This is a genomic window from Streptomyces sp. NPDC059582 (genome assembly GCF_042735715.1).
Taxonomy (GTDB): domain Bacteria; phylum Actinomycetota; class Actinomycetes; order Streptomycetales; family Streptomycetaceae; genus Streptomyces.
The window spans coordinates 29,837-47,622 of the sequence record NZ_JBHWCC010000004.1 but is presented as its reverse complement, the minus strand read 5'-3'; the positions used below and the strand labels follow the sequence as shown (position 1 = coordinate 47,622).

16 protein-coding genes are annotated in these 17,786 nt (G+C 72.0%); 3 read left to right on the top strand and 13 right to left on the bottom strand.

The features are described 5' to 3' along the window. Positions 1 to 19: 19 nt before the first annotated feature. The 10 genes from ACFV0T_RS05245 to ACFV0T_RS05200 all read right to left on the bottom strand — a co-directional run bounded on the left by ACFV0T_RS05245 (position 20) and on the right by ACFV0T_RS05200 (position 11,514). Positions 20 to 1,048, bottom strand: coding sequence for a glutamate ABC transporter substrate-binding protein (locus ACFV0T_RS05245; protein ID WP_385774628.1), 1,029 nt, complete (start codon positions 1,046 to 1,048; stop codon positions 20 to 22). A 14-nt stretch (positions 1,049 to 1,062) separates the two neighbouring features. Then, positions 1,063 to 2,454 carry a hypothetical protein gene (locus ACFV0T_RS05240; RefSeq protein WP_385775095.1) on the bottom strand — a complete coding sequence of 464 codons (1,392 nt, stop codon included), beginning with the start codon at positions 2,452 to 2,454 and terminating at the stop codon, positions 1,063 to 1,065. Between the two features lie 251 nt (positions 2,455 to 2,705). Then, positions 2,706 to 3,677: an N-acetylglucosamine kinase gene (locus ACFV0T_RS05235; protein ID WP_385774626.1), complete on the bottom strand. Its 972-nt coding sequence runs from the start codon at positions 3,675 to 3,677 to the stop codon at positions 2,706 to 2,708. Beyond that, a complete protein-coding gene (locus tag ACFV0T_RS05230; protein WP_385774624.1) occupies positions 3,668 to 4,933 on the bottom strand; it encodes a 6-phospho-beta-glucosidase in 1,266 nt (421 codons plus the stop codon). The genes ACFV0T_RS05235 and ACFV0T_RS05230 overlap by 10 nt, the downstream gene beginning before the upstream one ends. Before the next feature lie 7 nt (positions 4,934 to 4,940). Next, positions 4,941 to 5,834, bottom strand: a complete 894-nt coding sequence (locus tag ACFV0T_RS05225; RefSeq protein WP_385774622.1) for a carbohydrate ABC transporter permease — start codon at positions 5,832 to 5,834, stop codon at positions 4,941 to 4,943. A gap of 2 nt (positions 5,835 to 5,836) precedes the next feature. Then, on the bottom strand, positions 5,837 to 6,778 hold the full coding sequence (locus tag ACFV0T_RS05220; RefSeq protein WP_385774620.1) for a carbohydrate ABC transporter permease: 942 nt from the start codon (positions 6,776 to 6,778) through the stop codon (positions 5,837 to 5,839). Positions 6,779 to 6,785: 7 nt separating this feature from the next. Further along, positions 6,786 to 8,117 carry an ABC transporter substrate-binding protein gene (locus tag ACFV0T_RS05215; RefSeq protein ID WP_385775093.1) on the bottom strand — a complete coding sequence of 444 codons (1,332 nt, stop codon included), beginning with the start codon at positions 8,115 to 8,117 and terminating at the stop codon, positions 6,786 to 6,788. Between the two features lie 69 nt (positions 8,118 to 8,186). Then, the gene (locus ACFV0T_RS05210; protein WP_385774618.1) at positions 8,187 to 9,398 is read right to left on the bottom strand and encodes an ROK family protein; all 1,212 of its coding nucleotides are present in this window, start codon (positions 9,396 to 9,398) and stop codon (positions 8,187 to 8,189) included. 197 nt (positions 9,399 to 9,595) lie between these two features. Continuing rightward, on the bottom strand, positions 9,596 to 10,213 hold the full coding sequence (locus ACFV0T_RS05205; RefSeq protein WP_385774616.1) for a Uma2 family endonuclease: 618 nt from the start codon (positions 10,211 to 10,213) through the stop codon (positions 9,596 to 9,598). 200 nt (positions 10,214 to 10,413) lie between these two features. Then, on the bottom strand, positions 10,414 to 11,514 hold the full coding sequence (locus ACFV0T_RS05200; protein WP_385774614.1) for a mechanosensitive ion channel family protein: 1,101 nt from the start codon (positions 11,512 to 11,514) through the stop codon (positions 10,414 to 10,416). Between the two features lie 324 nt (positions 11,515 to 11,838). Here ACFV0T_RS05200 and ACFV0T_RS05195 point away from each other — a divergent pair, with 324 nt between their 5' ends. Next, positions 11,839 to 12,375 carry an HNH endonuclease gene (locus ACFV0T_RS05195; RefSeq protein ID WP_385774612.1) on the top strand — a complete coding sequence of 179 codons (537 nt, stop codon included), beginning with the start codon at positions 11,839 to 11,841 and terminating at the stop codon, positions 12,373 to 12,375. 78 nt (positions 12,376 to 12,453) lie between these two features. On the opposite strand, the gene ACFV0T_RS05190 is transcribed toward ACFV0T_RS05195, so the two are convergent. From ACFV0T_RS05190 to ACFV0T_RS05180, 3 genes are read right to left on the bottom strand one after another with little or no spacing between them, the layout of a single operon-like run. After that, positions 12,454 to 13,824, bottom strand: coding sequence for an FtsX-like permease family protein (locus ACFV0T_RS05190; protein WP_385774610.1), 1,371 nt, complete (start codon positions 13,822 to 13,824; stop codon positions 12,454 to 12,456). Continuing rightward, the gene (locus tag ACFV0T_RS05185; protein ID WP_385774609.1) at positions 13,821 to 14,519 is read right to left on the bottom strand and encodes an ABC transporter ATP-binding protein; all 699 of its coding nucleotides are present in this window, start codon (positions 14,517 to 14,519) and stop codon (positions 13,821 to 13,823) included. The genes ACFV0T_RS05190 and ACFV0T_RS05185 overlap by 4 nt, the downstream gene beginning before the upstream one ends. Continuing rightward, on the bottom strand, positions 14,516 to 15,049 hold the full coding sequence (locus ACFV0T_RS05180) for a PadR family transcriptional regulator (protein WP_385774607.1): 534 nt from the start codon (positions 15,047 to 15,049) through the stop codon (positions 14,516 to 14,518). Before ACFV0T_RS05180 ends, ACFV0T_RS05185 begins: the two co-directional genes overlap by 4 nt. A 280-nt stretch (positions 15,050 to 15,329) precedes the next feature. Between ACFV0T_RS05180 and ACFV0T_RS05175 the strand changes: the two genes are divergently transcribed. Both ACFV0T_RS05175 and malQ read left to right on the top strand, forming a co-directional pair. Then, the gene (locus ACFV0T_RS05175) at positions 15,330 to 15,518 is read left to right on the top strand and encodes a hypothetical protein (protein WP_385775127.1); all 189 of its coding nucleotides are present in this window, start codon (positions 15,330 to 15,332) and stop codon (positions 15,516 to 15,518) included. Next, positions 15,519 to 17,756, top strand: a complete 2,238-nt coding sequence (gene malQ / locus ACFV0T_RS05170) for a 4-alpha-glucanotransferase (RefSeq protein ID WP_385774605.1) — start codon at positions 15,519 to 15,521, stop codon at positions 17,754 to 17,756. The last annotated feature ends 30 nt before the right edge of the window (positions 17,757 to 17,786 follow it).

Genomic DNA, 17,786 nt, shown 5'->3' with positions numbered 1-17,786 from the left:
GGCCTTCGTCGACGTACGGTCAGCTCGTGCGCAGGTACTGCGGTGCCGACGGCTCGGACGCCGTCGCGTCCTTCCCCAGTGTCGCCGACAGCCAGGTGTCGTAGGAGGCCTGCCAGCCGTCGCCGCGGTAGTCCACCAGGATCTTGTTGACCCGGCGCACCAGGTCGTCGGCGTCCTTCTTCATCGCCACGCCGTAGTACTCGGTGGTGAAGGCGGCGCCCTTCAGTTCGAGCGTGGGGTCCTGGGCGGCCTGGCTCGCGGCCAGCGCGCCGTCGGTGACCACCGCGTCGACCTCGCCGAGCTGGAGCCGCACCAGGCAGTCGAGCTGGTTGGGAACGGTGGTGGAGATGTCCACGGAGGAGGCGAGCCGCCCCGCTTTCCTGTCCTCGTCCAGCTTGGCGTACGCGGTGGAGCCCGCCGCCGTGCAGATCCGCTTCTTCGCCAGCGTGGGGTTGTAGCCCGTGATCGTCGACGACTTGGGCGCCAGGACCTGCTGGCCGGTCTTGAAGTAGGGCGCGGAGAACGCCACGTCCGCGAGCCGGGCGCAGTTGATGGTCATGGTGCGCACCACCATGTCGACCCGGCCGTCCTTGATCGCCGGTATGCGCTCGTTGGTGGGGATGGCCTTGAACTGGATCGCGTCCGGGTCGCCGAGGATGTCCTGGGCGATCCGGTGGACCAGGTCGATGTCGAAGCCCTCCAGCTCGGAGCCCTGGTTGTTGGGGTCCCGGTAGCCCCAGCGGTAGCTGTTCTGGTCGACGCCGACGATCAGTTTGCGCTTCTCGCCCGTGCGGTTCTTGATGGCCTCGATGGTGGCGCCGTCCGCACCCGACGGCGACAGGGTCTGCTTCTCCGGGGCGTCGCAGTCCTCGGCCCGTACCGGGCTGCCGTCGGCGACGCCCTGGCCGCCCAGGCCCGCGCTGCCGTCGCCGTGCGACCGGGCCAGCGGCAGCAGCAGCACGAAGGCCAGGGCCAGGGCGCAGACGACCGCCATGGCGCCCACCCCACCCCAGCCCTTCAGGCCGGCCCGCACTCGTCGCACATGCATCGTCACGCCCCCTTTCACCGGTACTCCGAAAGCCTGCGTCCGATGCCGAGCACCGCGCCCGTCGCGCCCAGCACGGCCAGGACGGCGGCGCCCAGCGGCAGTCCGGTCATGGCGCCCAGGCCGTCGCCGGCCGCCTGCCGGAACTCGCTCTGCTCGTGGGTGATCGCGTGGGCGAGGTTGGTGTCGACGCTGTCGAAGCACTCGCCGGTCGCGCCCTTGCCGCCGATCACCTGGTCGAGAGCCTGCTGGTAGTTGCCGTTCTCGTCCTGGTCGCGGGCGGCGGTGTGGCGCTTCTTCCACTCCGTCATGTTGGCGACGGCCGAGGTGACCGGCTCGGCGCCGTTCTTGTCGTCGGCGAGCTTCTCCGCCGCGGCCAGGCCCTTGCCGAGGGCGTCCATGTCCTCGGTGAAGTCGTGGTCGTAGGCGTCGACCTGCTCGGTGCCGACCTTGACCGTCTCGGCGCCGCGCGCCACCAGGGTGAGGTTCTCGTTGCCCCGGGCCTTGAGGGAGGCGATCCGGGCGTCGTGCAGCACGTTCAGCGAGCGGACGCCGTGGTCGTAGGAGTCGGTCAGCTCCGCCCGGGCCACGGTGTGGCCGACGACCAGCCAGAGCAGGACGACCGTCGCGGTGGCCGTGGCGGCGACCAGGCCGTGGTTCAGCACCCGGTTCGTGCGCCGGTAGTTGCGGTGCTGGGCCCAGGCGAGCGCGGCGAGGACGAGGACGCCGAGGGCGATCGCCGCCCACGGGTAGGGCGTGGCCTTCGCGTAGTCGTCGCTCAGGCGCCGGTTCTCCTTGGTGTAGAGGTCCTGCGCGGCCGGCAGCATCTCGTGCTGCATCTTCTCGTTGGCGTAACGCAGGTAGGCGCCGCCCACCGGGAAACCCTGCCGGTTGTAGGTGCGCGCGCGCTCGACCAGGCCCTTGTACTCCGGCAGCAGCGTGTTGAGCTTGGCTATGGTCGCCGCCGCGGGCGAGCCCGGGTCGGAGTTGGCGGCGGCCGTGACGAGCTTGGCGGCGGCCGTGTCGATGTCCGCCTCGTACCGGTCGCGGGACGCGGCCGTCTCCTGGCCGCCGGCCAGGAAGCCGCTGGAGGCCGCGGTGTTGGCGTCGGCGAGCGAGCGGTAGATGTCGGCCGCGGCGGAGGTGAGGGGCTGGCTCTTGTGCAGGACGTCGTCGGCCGCGGCCGTGCGGTCGGTCATCTGCCAGGCGGTGACGGCGCCGAACGCGACGACCAGGAGGGCCAGGAGCGCGCCGATGACACGCAGCCGACCGGGTTCGGTGGTCGCCGCGGCGCGCAGCCGGTCGACGCCCTCCGCGAACGCGGTTCTGCGGGGCGGTGCGGGGTCGGAGGCGGCCAGGTCGGGCGGGCCGGGGCGGCCGGCTCCGGGCTGCGGTGGGACCACCGGCATCGCCGGCACGCCCGAACTCGGTGGTGCCGCGCTGCTCTTCGGTGCTTGAGTCACTGCTGACCTCCCCCGTGGTCATCCGTCGACGCAAGTATCGCTGCCGGGACCGACATCCGCACCGGGCTTCGCTGGATCTTGATCGGATCGCAGCGGAAGCCGGTGGGGCGCCGGAACGCTGTCCGACCCCCTGCCCATGAATACGCTGCGGCAATCTGTTCGGTTCCCGGCCCGTGGACCGGCGGGAACCGTCTGCCTCACGGCACGTAGAACGCCCGCAGCCTCTCCTGCGCCCCCGCCGTCACGCCCTCCCGGTCCAGCCCCAGCAGTGCCGCCCCCAGCACCGGCGGCGCCGTCACCACCGTCGGCACCGCCTTGGGGGCCCGGGCGGCGAGCAGGTCCCGTACCGCGTCGTCCAGTCGGGCGTGGCCGGCCGCGAGGACGCCACCGCCCAGCAGGACCGGCGTCTCCTCGTCCAGCAGGTCGAGCCGGGTCAGGGCGACCGTGGCCATGACCACGATCTCCTCGGCCAGCCGGTCGACGACCGCGTGGGCCACCGGGTCGCCCGCGGCAGCCGTGGCGAAGAGCACCGGGGTCAGCTCGTGGCGGCGGTGGTGGGGCACGTGCTCCAGGTGCAGTGCCTCGATCAGCGCGTACATCGAGTCGAGGCCGAAGTGCGCGGGCAGCGTCCGGGCCAGTGCCGAGGGGGCGCCGCGGCCGTCCTCCGCGCGGGCCGCGTGCCACAGGGCCTCCTCGGCCAGATGCCAGCCGCCGCCCCAGTCGCCGGAGATCTTGCCGATCGCCGGGAAGCGGGCGGTGCGGCCGTCGGGGCGCATGCCGACGCAGTTGATGCCCGCGCCGCACACCACGGCGACGCCCCTCGGTTCGGCCGCGCCCGCCCGCAGGATGGCGAAGGTGTCGTTGCGGACCTCCACGGTCGTGCCCCACGCGCGCGCGTGCAGCGCGGCCGCCAGCTGCTCCTCCTCCACCGGGAGGTCGGCGTTGGCCAGGCAGGCCGAGACGTGGGCGACGGAGGTGACGCCCGCCGCCGCGTACGCCCGCTCGACCGCCTCCGCCAGCGCGTCCACCGCCGCCGTCACCCCCACGGCGGGCGGCCGGAACCCGCCGCCGCGGGCCGTGGCGAGGACGTTTCCGTCGGCCGCCACGACCGCGACGTCGGTCTTGCTGTTGCCGGCGTCGATGGCGAGGACGCATGCGGTCAGGCCCACGCGAGGTGCTCCCGGTTGTGTGCGATCAGCTGGTCGGTGAGGGTCTCGGCGTACTCGTACTGCCCGACCAGGGGATGGGCGAGCAGGGCTTCGAAGACGCGGTCGCGGCTGCCGTGCAGGGCGGCCTTCAGGGCCAGGTCCTCGTAGGCCGTCACGTGCGCCGTCAGGCCCGCGTACAGCGGGTCGACCGGCGGGACGGGCAGCGGGGTCGCCCCCTTCGGGCCCACCGCCGCCTGCACCTCGATCACCGCGTCCGCGGGGAGGAAGGGGAGTGTGCCGTTGTTGTACGTGTTGACCACCTGGTACGGGCTTCCGGCCCCGCTCAGCAGCGCCGCCGCGAGGTCCACCGCGGCCTCGGAGTAGTAGGCGCCGCCGCGCTTGGCGAGCAGCTCCGGCTTCTCGTCCAGGGCCGGGTCGCCGTACATCGCCAGCAGTTCCCGTTCCATCGCGGCCACCTCGGCCGCCCGCGACGGCTTCGTGCGCAGTTCCCGTACGACCTCGTCGTGCGCGTAGTAGTAGCGCAGGTAGTACGACGGGACCACGCCCAACCGGTCCAGGACGGGGCGGGGCAGGCGCAGGTCGGCGGCGATCGTGTCGCCGTGCGCGGCCAGCAGGGCGGGCAGCACGTTCTCGCCCTCGGGTCCGTGCAGACGGACCGCGGTCTCCCAGGTCAGGTGGTTGAGGCCGACGTGGTCGAGGTGGATGTCGGCGGGCGTGACGCCGAGCAGCGCGGCGAACTTCCGCTGGAGGCCGATCGCCACGTTGCACAGGCCGACCGCCTTGTGCCCGGCCTGGAGCAGGGCGCGGGTGACGATGCCGACCGGGTTGGTGAAGTCGATGATCCAGGCGTTCGGGTTGGCCCGGCGGACCCGCTCGGCGATGTCCAGGACCACCGGCACCGTGCGCAGTGCCTTGGCCAGGCCGCCCGCGCCGGTCGTCTCCTGGCCGATGCAGCCGCATTCCAGGGGCCAGGTCTCGTCCTGCTCGCGGGCCGCCTGTCCGCCGACGCGCAGCTGGAGGAGGACCGCCTCCGCGCCGTCGACGCCCGCGTCGAGGTCGGCGGTGGTGACGATGCGGCCGGGGTGGCCCTGCTTCGCGAAGATCCGCCGGGCCAGGCCGCCGACCAGCTCCAGCCGGTCCGCGGCCGGGTCGACCAGGACCAGTTCCTCGATGGGCAGGGTGTCGCGCAGCCGGGCGAAGCCGTCGATGAGTTCGGGTGTGTAGGTCGAGCCGCCGCCGACCACGGTGAGTTTCATACTTGGTTCAACCCTTCACTCCGGTGAGCGTGACGCCCTCGACGAACGCCTTCTGGGCGAAGAAGAACACGAGGATCACGGGGGCCATGACCAGCACCGTGGCGGCCATGGTGAGGTTCCAGTCGGTGTGGTGGGCGCCCTTGAACGACTCCAGGCCGTAGGACAGGGTCCAGGCGCCGGGATTCTCGGACGCGTAGATCTGCGGGCCGAAGTAGTCGTTCCAGGCGTAGAAGAACTGGAAGAGCGCCACGGCCGCGATGCCCGGCTTCGCCATCGGGACGATGACCTTCAGCAGGGTGCGCAGGTCGCCGCAGCCGTCCACCTTGGCCGCGTCGACGTACTCGTTCGGGATCGTGGTGAGGAACTGGCGCAGCAGGAAGATGGAGAACGCGTCGCCGAACGCCATCGGGACGATCAGCGGCCACAGCGTGCCCGAGAGCCCCAGCTGCTTCGCCCAGAAGAGGTACATCGGGATGATGACGACCTGTGGGGGAAGCATCATCATCGAGATCACCAGCATGAGCGCCAGGTTCCGGCCGCGGAAGCGGAACTTGGCCAGCGCGTACGCCACCGGGATCGACGACACGACCGTCAGGACGGTGCCGAGACCGGCGTAGATCAGGGTGTTCTTCCACCAGGTCAGGAAGCCGGGGGTGTCGAAGACCTTCTTGTAGTTGGCCCATTCCCAGGTGTGCGGGATCAGGTCCCGGCTCAGTGCCTGGGTGTCGCTCATCAACGAGGTCAGGAAGACGAAGACGAAGGGCAGGACGAAGAAGAGGGCGGCCGCGATGCCGAGGGAGTGCACGGCGATCCACTCCAGGAGCGCCCGGCGCCGGGCGGTGCGCTCGGCGGGCGTGACGGGCTCCTTCAACTCCACTGGTTTGTCCAGTACTTGGGCCATGGTCAGTCACCTGCCTGGATGAGACCGCCCCGGCGTCGCATCAGGAACGCGGTGAACACCATCGACAGGGCGAAAAGGACGAGTGCCACCACGCACGCGGAACCGTAGTCGAAGCGCTGGAAGCCGAGGTTGTAGACGAGCTGGGGGAGGGTGAGGGTCGACTTGTCCGGGTAGCCGGGCTCGAACTGGGTGCCCGCGCCCTGGATGACGCCCGAGGCGACCTTCCCCGCGATCAGCGGCTGCGTGTAGTACTGCATGGTCTGGATCACGCCGGTGACCACCGCGAACATCACGATCGGGGCGATGTTCGGGAGCGTGACGAAGCGGAAGCGCTGCCACGCCGACGCTCCGTCCAGCTCGGCCGCCTCGTACTGCTCCGTCGGCACGTCCAGCAGCGCCGCCATGAAGATGACCATCAGGTCGCCGATGCCCCACAGGGCGAGCAGGGTGAGCGCCGGCTTGGACCAGGCGGGATCGTTGAACCAGCCGGGCGCCGGGATGCCGATCTTCTCCAAGAGCGAGTTGACCGGGCCCGTACCGGGGTTGAGGAGGAAGGCGAAGGACATGGTGGCCGCGACGGGCGGGGCCAGGTAGGGCAGGTAGAAGAGGGTGCGGAAGACACCCGTAGCCGTCTTGATCTTCGTGATGAGCAGGCCGACGCCCAGTCCGAAGACCACGCGCAGGCTCACCATGACGAGGACCAGCCACAGGGTGTTGCGCAGGGCGGGCCAGAAGAGGGGGTAGTTCTCGAAGACGTACGTCCAGTTCTTCGTTCCGCTCCACGTCGGCGGCTTGAAGCCGTCGTAGTGCATGAACGAGAAGTAGACCGTCGAGATCAGCGGGTACGCGAAGAAGACCGCGAAGCCGATCAGCCAGGGCGAGAGGAAGGCGAGGTTGCGAAGGGCCGCGCGGCGGTGCTTCGACGCCAGGGTGACGGTGCTCATCGCCGTGCTACTTCGCCTGCGCGATGTCCGTGTCGATCTGCTTGGCCGTCGCGGCCAGGCCCGACGCGAGATCCTTCGCCTTGCCGCTCTCGTAGTCGTAGCCGAACTGCTGGATCGTCACCAGGTACACACCGCCGTTGATGGAGGCGGGCGTGGTGGTCGAGTTCGGGTTGCCCGCGATGTCGAGGAAGGTCTTGAACCGCGGGTCGTACTTCAGCTTCGGCGACTTCAGCGCCTCCAGCGTGGAGGGCACGTTGTGGATGGCGTTGGAGAAGCCCACGACCGCGTCCGTGTCGGTGGTCATGTACTTCACCAGTTCCCAGGCCGCGTTCTGCTTCTTGCTGTTGGCTGCTATGCCGGCGATCGTGCCGGTGATGTAGCCCTTGCCGTACTGGTCGGCCCGGTCGTCGGGCACGGGCAGCGGGGCGACGCCGATCTCGAAGTCCGGCTTGGCGTCCACGGCCATGCCCAGCCGCCACTCACCGTCGAGCTGCATCGCGACCTGGCCGGTGTGGAAGGGGTGCTTGGGGCCCCACTCGTCGCCCAGCGTGGAGCGGAACTTCTCCAGCTTCTGGAATCCGCCGAGTTCGTCGACGAGCTTCTTCTGCAGGGTGAAACCGGCCGTGAAGGCGGGGTCCTTGGCGAGGTTCGACTTGCCGCTGCTGTCGAAGTACGTCGGCGAGAACTGCCCGAAGTAGTGCTCGGTCGTCGACTCCCAGCCGTGGTAGTTCGGCATGAACCCGAGCTGCGTGTACGAGTCGCCCTTGGCGATCGTCAGCTTCTTCGCGTCGGCCTCGAACTCGGACCAGGTGCGCGGCGGGCTCTTGATGCCGGCCTTCGCGAACGCCGTCTTGTTGTAGTAGAGCCCGTACGCGTCACCCAGCAGCGGTGCCGCGCAGCGGTCGCCGTCGAACTGGGTGTACTCGTTCATCGCCTTCGGGAACGTCGTCTCGGGGTCGATGCCGGACTTCTTGAAGAAGGGGTTGAGGTCGACCAGCGCGCCCGAGGAACAGAACTTGCCCACGTTGTTCGTGGTGAAGGAGGAGATCACGTCGGGTGCCTTGTCGCCGCCCGCCCGCAGCGACTGGTTGATCTTGTCGTCGGTCATGTTGCCGACGACGTTGACGTGGATGTTGGGGTGCGCTTTCTCGAAGCCGTCGACCAGCGTCTGCACGGCCTTGACCTCGGAGGGCGCGCTCCAGGCGTGCCAGAAGTTGATGGTGGTGTCCTTCGACGCGTCGTCGCTCGCGCCGGAGCCGCTCTGGCCGGTACAGGCGGTGGTGAGGAGGATCGCGGACGCCGTGAGGGCGAGAGCTGCCTTGCGTGCCACTTCGGGCATGACTTCGGGCATGACGGTGTCTCCCTGGGACGGGGCGGGGTGAGAGAAGGACGAGGTGGGGCCTGGGGATCAGCGCGAGGTGTCGAAGATCTCGTCGCGGGTGGCTGCCAGCGCGCTCTCCAACGCGCCGCGCAGCACGGGGTGTTCGGTGACGTCGCCGACGAGGAGCCGGGGCCGGGCGGCGGCCAGCTCCTCCAGTTCGGCCTGGACCAGGGCGCGCAGCACCTCGCCGCCGGCGGTGAGCGAGACGCCGCTGAGGACGACGAGTTCGGGGTCGAGGACGGAGACGAGGGAGGCCAGACCGGTGGCGAGCCGGGTCGCGTACGTCTGGAGCAGCTGCCGGTGGGGGCCGTCGTCGGCCTCGGCCGCGCGGGCGACGAGGGCGGCGGCGACCTCGGCGTACGGGCCGGTCGGAATCTCCGTGATGCCCAGTTCCCGGGCCAGTCGGGGGACGGCCTGGGAACCGGCCAGCTCCTGGTAGCCGCCGCTGTTGGCCTTCGTCACCTGACGGACCAGGGGTGCGCCGGGCACCGGCAGGAAGCCGACCTCGCCGGCGCCGCCGGTCCAGCCGCGGTGCAGCCGACCGCCGAGGACGAGGGCGGCGCCGAGGCCGCCCTCGTTCCACAGCAGGACGAAGTCCGCGTGCCCCCGGGCCGCGCCCAGGCGCTGTTCGGCCACGGCGACGAGGTTGACGTCGTTCTCGTACTCGACCGGCATGGGCAGGGCGGCGGCGAGTTCGTCGAGGAGGGCGGGGGCGTGCCAGCCGGGCAGGTGGGAGGCGTAGCGCAGCCGGCCGGTGTTGGGGTCGAAGGCGCCGGGGGTGCCGATGACGAGCCGGCGGACGTCGTCGCGGGCGAGGCCGGCCGCCTTCACGGCGCCGTCGAGGGCGTCGGTGACCTGCTGGACGACGGGCTTCGCCGGCCGCCTGCCGGGGGTGGGCAGTTCGTAGGCGCCGACCGTGCGGCCGGTGATGTCGGCGACGGCGGCGTGGATGCGTTCGGGGGTGACGTCGAGTCCGGCGGCGTACGCGGCGGCCGGGTTGACCTCGTACAGCTGGGCGCTGGGTCCGGGCCGTCCTTCGCTGGTGCCGGTGGCGAGCACGAGTCCGGCCGCCTCGAGGCGGGCCAGCAGCTGGGACGCGGTCGGCTTGGACAGGCCGGTGAGCTTGCCGATCCGGGTGCGCGACAGCGGCCCGTGCTCCAGCAGGAGGTCGAGCGCGGCACGGTCGTTCATGGCGCGCAGGACGCGCGGAGTGCCCGGCGTACCGGCGGTTCCTGCCATGGGATCGACACCTGCCCTTCGACTGAGCCGCTTCCCCGCGATCTGACGGGGACGTCCCCCGGAAGATCACTGTTAGGAAGGTTTCCTATTCGGTGGCAGGAACGTAAGCCCGTGGGGAAGGGGGCGTCAAGAGATCCCGTACCCGAGGCAACGCACTCGTTACCTGCGGGGGGCGGTGGGTTGGCGCTGTGCCGTGACTACGGCAGGAACGGGGCCGTGTCCAGGGTGGGGTACGGCGCCGGGAGGGGGAGGGGCTCGCCGAGGCCGACCTTGGTCTCGTCGTCGTAGCGCGCCCCGGTGGGGTCGTCGCCGGGGAGGACGGGAGGGGTGTGGCAATGGGCCGTCTTGGCGTCGCGGTCGACCAGGACGTAGCCGGGGATGCCGGCGGCGGCGTAGGTCCGCAGCTTGGGTCCGGTGTCCGCCCAGTGGTTCGTCGAGGTCACTTCGCCGACCAGGGCGATCATGTCGGCCGGATACCAGCCTTTGTGAACCTTGCGGTACGACTCGTCGAGTTCGGAGGCTTGGCGGCGCCGAACGTAGAAGTCCGGAATGAGCAGGGCCATGGTGCTGCCGTCCTTGTGGGCCGCACGGTAGCCGTTGCCCATGCCCGCCAGGTCGAATCCGGCATCGAAGAACTGGACCGCGAGCTGGAAGGCGCCGTCGTCGTGCATGTCGTTCGGCTGCGGCGGCACGATGACCGTCCCCTCGACGTACTCGGGTCGAATCGGCACCGGCGATGCTGCTTCGATCGCGATCAACAGGTCGATGGGGTCCACGTGCGTCATCACCGGCTCCAGGATCGGTTCGGCGCTCATCGCTCGGTCTCCTCGTCACGCTGCTGCCAGGCCAAGCCCGCGCCGGGTGCCCCGGCAGAACGATGGGGCACCCCGCGCGCTCCCCGCGCCAAAATGCCCAGACCGTTCACTCGAACGAGCGTGCTGAAGCGTTTTGCTCTCCGGCACGCGAGAGGGGCGGCACCCGGGGAACTCCGGGCGCCGCCCCTCTCGCGTACCGCCTACTTGGTAGGAGCCGGCGACCGCGGCTGGGCGAGCGGTGTCGCCGCCGCCGACTGCGGGGACTCCGCGTTGGCGAAGACCGACGGGGCCGCGACCGCGGCGGTCGGATCGACGGGGTCCTCCTCCAGAGGGGCGGTCGCGCCGCCCACGATGCGGATGTCGGCCGCGTCGAAGGCCCGCTTGACCCGCCAGCGCAGCTCGCGCTCCACCGCCAGGGACTTGCCGGGCATCGTCTTCGCCGAGACGCGGACCACCATGGAGTCCAGCAGCACGCTGTCCAGGCCCAGCACCTCGATCGGGCTCCACAGGAGCTCGTTCCAGGGCTCTTCCTTGCTCATCTTCTCGGCGACCTCGTCGAGGGTGGCCTTCACCCGGTCCAGGTCCTCCGAGGCGCGCACGGTCACGTCGACGCCGGCCGTCGCCCAGCCCTGCGAGAGGTTGCCGATCCGCTTGACCTCGCCGTTGCGGACGTACCAGATCTCACCGTTGGCACCGCGCAGCTTGGTCACCCGCAGGCCGACCTCGATGACCTCGCCGGAGGCCACCCCCGCGTCGATCTGGTCGCCGACCCCGTACTGGTCCTCCAGGATCATGAACACGCCGGAGAGGAAGTCCGTCACCAGGTTGCGGGCGCCGAAACCGATCGCCACACCCGCGACACCGGCGGAGGCCAGCAGCGGGGCGAGGTTGATCTCGAAGGTGGCCAGCACCATCAGGGCGGCCGTGCCGAGGATGAGGAAGCTCGCCACCGAACGCAGCACCGAGCCGATCGCCTGCGAGCGCTGCCTGCGCCGCTCGGTGTTGGCCAGCAGCCCGCCCAGCGCCGTGCCGTCGACCGACTCCACGGTCCTCGTCATCCGGTCGATCAGCTTGGTGATCGCGCGCTGCACCACCACTCTGAGCACCGCCGCGATCACCAGGATCAGCAGGACCCGCAGGCCGATCGCGAGCCACGTCGACCAGTTCTGCTCGACCCAGCTCGCCGCGTTCGTGGCGCCCTCCTGGGCGTCCTGGAGGGACGGGACGGTCACGGTCGGCGACTCCGAGGGAGTCGGCGACGGCGACGAACCGGCGGCCAGTAGGACGGCGGGCAAGGACACGGCAGATACCTCCAGGTGCTGCGCTGCTCCGTTTGGTCCGGCGGTCAAGGGCGACACGCGCTTCAAGGTCACGGAAGGGTCACCGGACGGACAGAACCACCACACTAACGGGGCATTGTGTGTGGCTCGGCGCGATGCGCGAAGGAGAGACGGTACTCACCCGCGCTTGAACAGGGCGTGGTCCTGGGGATGAATCAGGATGTGGTCGAAAACACTCCCAGCCCGTTACCGGGACATGGTGGCGCGTTCACCAGGCATGAGGGGACACTGACCACAGATCGTCCCGGCGCGAGCCACGCGCCGCCGACGCACAAGGAGGCATCCGTGCCGCATGTCCTGGTCCTCAACGCGTCGTACGAGCCACTCGGCGTCGTACCGCTCCGCCGCGCGCTCATCCTCGTCCTCGAGAACAAGGCCGTCTGCCTCGAGGAATCCGGCGCCTTCATGCACAGCGCGACCGTCACAGTCCCCGCACCCAGCGTGGTCCGGCTCAAGCGATTCGTCCGGGTTCCCTATCGGGGTCCCGTTCCGCTCACCCGTCGTGCGCTCTTCGCCCGTGACGGGGGCCGGTGCATGTACTGCGGTGGCGTCGCAACCAGCGTCGACCACGTCATCCCGCGCAGCCGCGGGGGCAAGCACGTCTGGGACAACGTGGTGGCCTCCTGCCGCCGCTGCAACCACGTGAAGGCCGACCGGCACCTCTTCGAGATCGGCTGGCGCCTGCGCCACAAACCCGCCCCGCCCACCGGTCTCGCCTGGCGCATCATCGGGACCGGGCACCGGGACCCACGCTGGCTGCCCTACTTGCAACCGTTCGGCGCGGACGACGCCCTGGCCCGGATCGACGGCATCTCCGCCTGAGACGATCCGGGCCTTCGCATTGCCGCGGACGACCGGGTACCGGCCCCGGGGGTCCCCTGTGCCCCCGGGGCGGGACACTCACGCGTGGCGCAGCTCCGCGGGACGCACCGAGCGGCGGAGCAGCGGCAGCGAGGTGGCCGCCGCCAGCAGGCAGCAGGCGTACACCGCCGGCGGGACCAGCAGGGCCGCGTACGGCACGGGGGACGTGCCGTGGTCGGCGGTGGCGGAGGCGTACCAGACGCCGATCGCCATGCCCCCGGCGCCCGCCAGCAGGACCGCCGGCGCGAGCGGCAGCGCGGTTTCCAGCAGCAGCGCCCGGCCCAGTACGCCCCGCGGTACTCCGGCCGCGGTCTGCGCCGCCAGGCCACGGCGGCGGGTGGCCAGGGACTCGGCGGTACCGACGGCCAGCGCGCCCGACACGATCGCGAGCCCGACGAGGACGCCGACGGCCGTGAGGTCGAGCCCCGTCGTGTAGAAGGCCATGTCCGCACCGAGCTGATGGCCGTGGCGCATCTGGCGCAGATCGGAGAGCAGGCCCTGCCGTACCCCGACGAAGCCCGTGCCCACGACCGTCACCAGCAGCACGGCCGCATGGGTGCGGGCCGCGGCCCACGGGTCGTCGCGCAGCCGCTCCGCCGCGATCAGCGCCGCCGTCGACCGGGCACGGGGTGCGAGCAGCCGGCCGGTGAGCCCGGACACCGCTCCTGCCAGCCACACCGCGCCCGCGCCGACGGCCACCACCAGGCTCAGCAGCATCAGCGGCACCCGCCCGGCCTCTCCTCGGGCCGGCCCGCCCGAAGCGGTACCGCCCAACGCGGCCACCGCCAGCACGACCACCAGCAGCAGGCCGCCCAGGAACAGCAGCCCCGGCCCCCGCCCGGAGGTGGGGCGCACCCGGCGCACCCAGCCCAGCGGCGAGGTCACCACCCGGCGCAGTGCCAGCGCCCCCGCCGCCGCGCCCAGTACCGGCACACCCGGCGCGACCAGCGCGAATCCGACCCAGGTCAGGGCGGTCGGCTCGGTCCACAGCCGCAGCAGGCCCCACATGGATCCGCCCGTGGCGAGCACGGAGCCCAGCAGACAGGCGAGCCCCGTCTCCAGCGCCGCGATCCGTCGCACCTGCCCCGGCGTGGCCCCGGCCAGCCGCAGCCCTGCCAGCCGCCGGTCGCGGTGCAGCGCCCCGATCAGGGCGCACTGGCCCAGGAAGCCGAGCACCGGTACCAGCAGGAGCAGCAGGCCGGCGATCACCCCGGCGCGCTCGCCGGGCTGGTCGAGGAGCCCGTTCCCGACGGTGAACCGGTACTGGCCCCGGACGGAGGCCAGGACCACCGCCGCGAGCAAAAAGCCCGTCGCCAGCGCCGCCCCGGCCGCGGTCAGCCCGACCCGCCACCACTCCCGCCGGTCGGACCCCCGGGTGAGCTCCCAGGCCAGCCGGATGTCGGTCCTCACGAGGTCACCTCCGCGGCGAGCGTCGCGCCGTCACTCAGCCGCACCTCGCGGTCCGCGTAGGCCGCCGTCCGGGCGTCGTGCGTGATCAGCAGGACCGCCGTGCCGGAGTCGCGGGCCGTGTGCGCCAGGGCCGTCATGACCTGCTCGCCGGCGAGGGAGTCCAGCGCTCCCGTGGGCTCGTCCGCGAAGACCGCCTTCGGCCCGGTGACCAGGGCACGGGCCAGGGCGACCCGCTGGGCCTGGCCGCCGCTGAGCTCGCCCGGCCGCAGCTCCTGCTGCCCGCGCGCCCCGAACCGCTCCAGCCACTCCCCGGCCCGCTCCCGGGCCGCGGCCCGCGTGGTCCCGGCCAGCAGCAGCGGCAGCGCCACGTTGTCGACCGCCGTCAGCTCCGGGATCAGCTGCCCGAACTGGAAGACCACGCCGAAGTCGGTGCGGCGCAGCTCGCTCAGCCGCTTCTCGGGCAGCAGGTCGAGCCGCTGTCCGCCGTACGTCACCGAGCCCCGGTCCGGACGCACGATGCCGGCCAGGCAGTGCAGCAGCGTCGACTTCCCGCTGCCGCTCGCGCCGGTCACGGCGAGGATCTCGCCGGCCCGCACGTCCACCGAGGCGCCGCGCAGCGCCTCGTTCCTGCCGTGCGCCTTGACCAGGTCACAAGCCTGGATAAGTGGCACGGGTGCCTCCCCCTTGGTGTTCACGGTGCATCGACCTCCGCGGTCAGAGTGGTCAGCCGGGCCGCTGTCGTGATCATCCAGCGGAGGTCGGCGTCGAGGTGGTTGAGGGCGAAGTCCGCCGACAGCACGGTCGCCAGATCGGCGCCCGGGTCGGTCTTGAGGGCGGTCAGCCCGCGCATCCGCTCCATGTGGGCGGCGCGCTGCGCCCCGAGGTACGCGGCCGGGTCGCCGCCGGCCAGGATCGAGACGACGACCTTGGCGAAGATCTCGTTCGTCACGAAGGGCGCGGGCGGCGCGATCTCCCCGGCCCACGCGGCCAGCTCGCGCGCGCCCCGCTCCGTCGAGCGGTACGTCGTACGCTCCGGGCCGCCGTCGGATGCGGTCCCCTCCACCTCCGCGAGACCGTCGCGGACCAGGCGCTGGAGGGTCGTGTAGACCTGCCCGTAGGCCAGCGGACGGGCCTGCGGGAAACGTTCGTCGTGGCGTCGCTTGAGGTCGTAGCCATGGCTCGGCCCTCCGGCGAGCAGGCCCAGCAGGATGTGGCGGGTGCTCATGGCGATCATTATGCACTCGATATATGTACTGAGTGAATAGCTGGCTGAGCGATGTCTGCCGGACGGGCGGCGGAACGCCCGCGAGGGCCGGGATCCCGGTGCGGAATGTGACGACATGCGCCTTGCCCGCGACCCGGACGTCTGCGGTCGCGTTCGCTGGGTAGGGCTGCGGTAGCCCGTAATCGACAAAATTCCGCGTCATCCGCACCCGCACCGACACGTGCCGCGTCACCCGCACCCGACAGGTTCCGCGTCACCCGTACCCGACAAGGAGACCCCCGTGGCCGCACCCGCCCCCACCCGTCCGCTGCTCCCCGCCCCCTCCAAACGTGAGGTCGGCCGCGCCTTCAGCGCGGAGCCGACCTACACCGAGGCCCCGCTGACCAGCGAGCCCCCGCTGCCCGACGCGGAGCCCCTGACCAGCGAGCCGCCCCTCGCCGCCGCGGACTCCGACGTCACGAGGCCGTAGATGACCGCACCCCGGTCGGCCGCGCCCCTCACCGAGGACCTGTCCAGGCTCGCCGCACTGCACGGCGTCGCCACCTCCTACAGCCCCTCCCCGGACCGCACGGTCGCGGCCTCGGCCGCCGCGGTCGCCGCCGCCCTGGCCGCCCTCGGCGTGGACGCCGGCACCCCTGAGGCCGCCCGCGCCGCGCTCGCCGCCCGGGAAGGCGAACTGCGCGAACGGCTGCTGCCGCCCACCGTGGTCCTCTGGAGCGGCGCCACCTCGCAGGCCCTCGCCGCCCTGCCCGAGGGCACCCGGCTGCGCATCGAGACCGAGCAGGGCGAGACCCGCGCCGCCGCCGAACAACTCCCGCCGGGCATCCACCGGTTGACCGCCACGGCACCCGACGGCCGGACGGCACAGGCGCATCTCGTCGTCGCCCCGCCCCGCCTGCCCACGCCCCGAGGACGCTCGTACGGCCTCCTCGTCCAGCTCTACTCCCTCCTCTCGCAGCGCTCCTGGGGCATGGGCGACCTCGGTGACCTCGACGAACTCACCGCCTGGGCCGGACGCGCGCTCGGCGCCGGATTCGTCCAGGTCAACCCGCTGCACGCGGCCGTCCCCGGGCCGCCCGCCGACCCGTCCCCCTACCGGCCCTCCTCGCGCCGCTTCTCCGACCCGGTCCATCTGCGGGTCGAGGACGTGCCCGAGTTCGCCTACGTGGAGGACCGAGAGCGGCTGCGCTCGCTGCTGGAGCGGGCCGCCCGGCTGCGCGAGACGGTGCTGGAGAAGGGGGCGCTGATCGACCGGGACGCCGTGTGGGAGCTCAAGCGGGAGGCGCTGGAGCTGGTCGCGGACGTACCGCTCGGGCCCGGCCGGCGCGCCGCCTACCGCGACTTCCTCGCCGAACAGGGCGAGGCCCTGGAGGACCACGCCACCTGGTACGCCCTCGCGGAGGTGCACGGCTCGGACTGGAGCCGCTGGCCGGCCGGGCTGCGCGACCCCCGCTCGGCGCAGACCGCCCGCGCCCGCGCCGAACTCATGGACCGCGTCGACTTCCACAGCCGCCTCGCCTGGCTCACCGACGCCCAGCTCACCGCCGCCCAGCGCACCGCGCGCGAGGCCGGCATGCCGGTCGGGCTCGTGCACGACCTGGCGGTCGGGGTGCACCCCGGGGGCGCCGACGCCTGGGCGCAGCAGGAGTACTTCGCCGCCGGCATGTCGGTGGGCGCCCCACCGGACGCCTTCAACGCCCACGGTCAGGACTGGGGTCTGCCGCCCTGGCGCCCGGACCGCCTCGCCGAGTCCGGCTACGCCCCCTACCGCCGCCTCCTGCGCGCCCTGTTCCGCCACGCCGGCGCCCTGCGCATCGACCACGTCATGGGCCTGTTCCGGCTCTGGTGGGTCCCGCAGGGACTTCCGCCGACGGAGGGCACCTACGTCCGCTACGACGCCGAGGCCATGCTCGCCGTCCTGGTCCTGGAGGCCTCCCGGGCCGGAGCGGTGGTGATCGGCGAGGATCTGGGCACCGTGGAGGCCGGGGTGCGCGAGGCGCTGCGCGAACGCGGGGTGCTCGGCACCTCGGTGCTGTGGTTCGAGCGGGACTGGGACGGCGACGGCCGCCCCCTGCCCCCCGAACGCTGGCGCTCCGACTGCCTGGCCACCGCCACCACCCACGATCTGCCGCCCACCGCCTCCCGCCTGACCGGGGACCACGTCGAACTCCGCGACAGCCTGGGCCTGTTGGCCCGCCCGCTGGCGGAGGAGCGGGCCGAGGCGGCCGCCGACACGGGGGAGTGGCTCGCCCTGCTCGCCCGGCTCGGCCTGTTGCGGAGCTCCGGTGGTGGCGTCGACGCCGCCTCGGAGGAGGCCGAGGTCCAGGCCGTCCACCGCTTCCTGTTGCGCACCCCCGCCCGGCTGATCGGCGTCTGGCTGCCCGACGGCGTCGGCGACCGGCGGCCGCAGAACCTCCCCGGCACCTGGGACCAGTACCCGAACTGGCGCCTGCCGATCGCCGACGGTGAGGGCCGTCCGGTGACGCTGGAGGAACTGGCCGCCTCACCGCGGGTGCACGCCCTGATGGACGCGGTACGGGAGGCCCGGAGCGGACGGACGAGGAACGCCCCGGACCCGGGGCGCGCAGCGGGGAACGGCGAGGCGACGGCCGCGGCAACGCACGAGGTGGTGGCTGAGCCGGCTGGTGATGCGGCTGGTGATGCGGTGGGTGATGCGGTGGGTGATGCGGTGGGGGAGGGGCGTTGAGTGGCTTCGCGGATCGGTGCTCGCACCTCG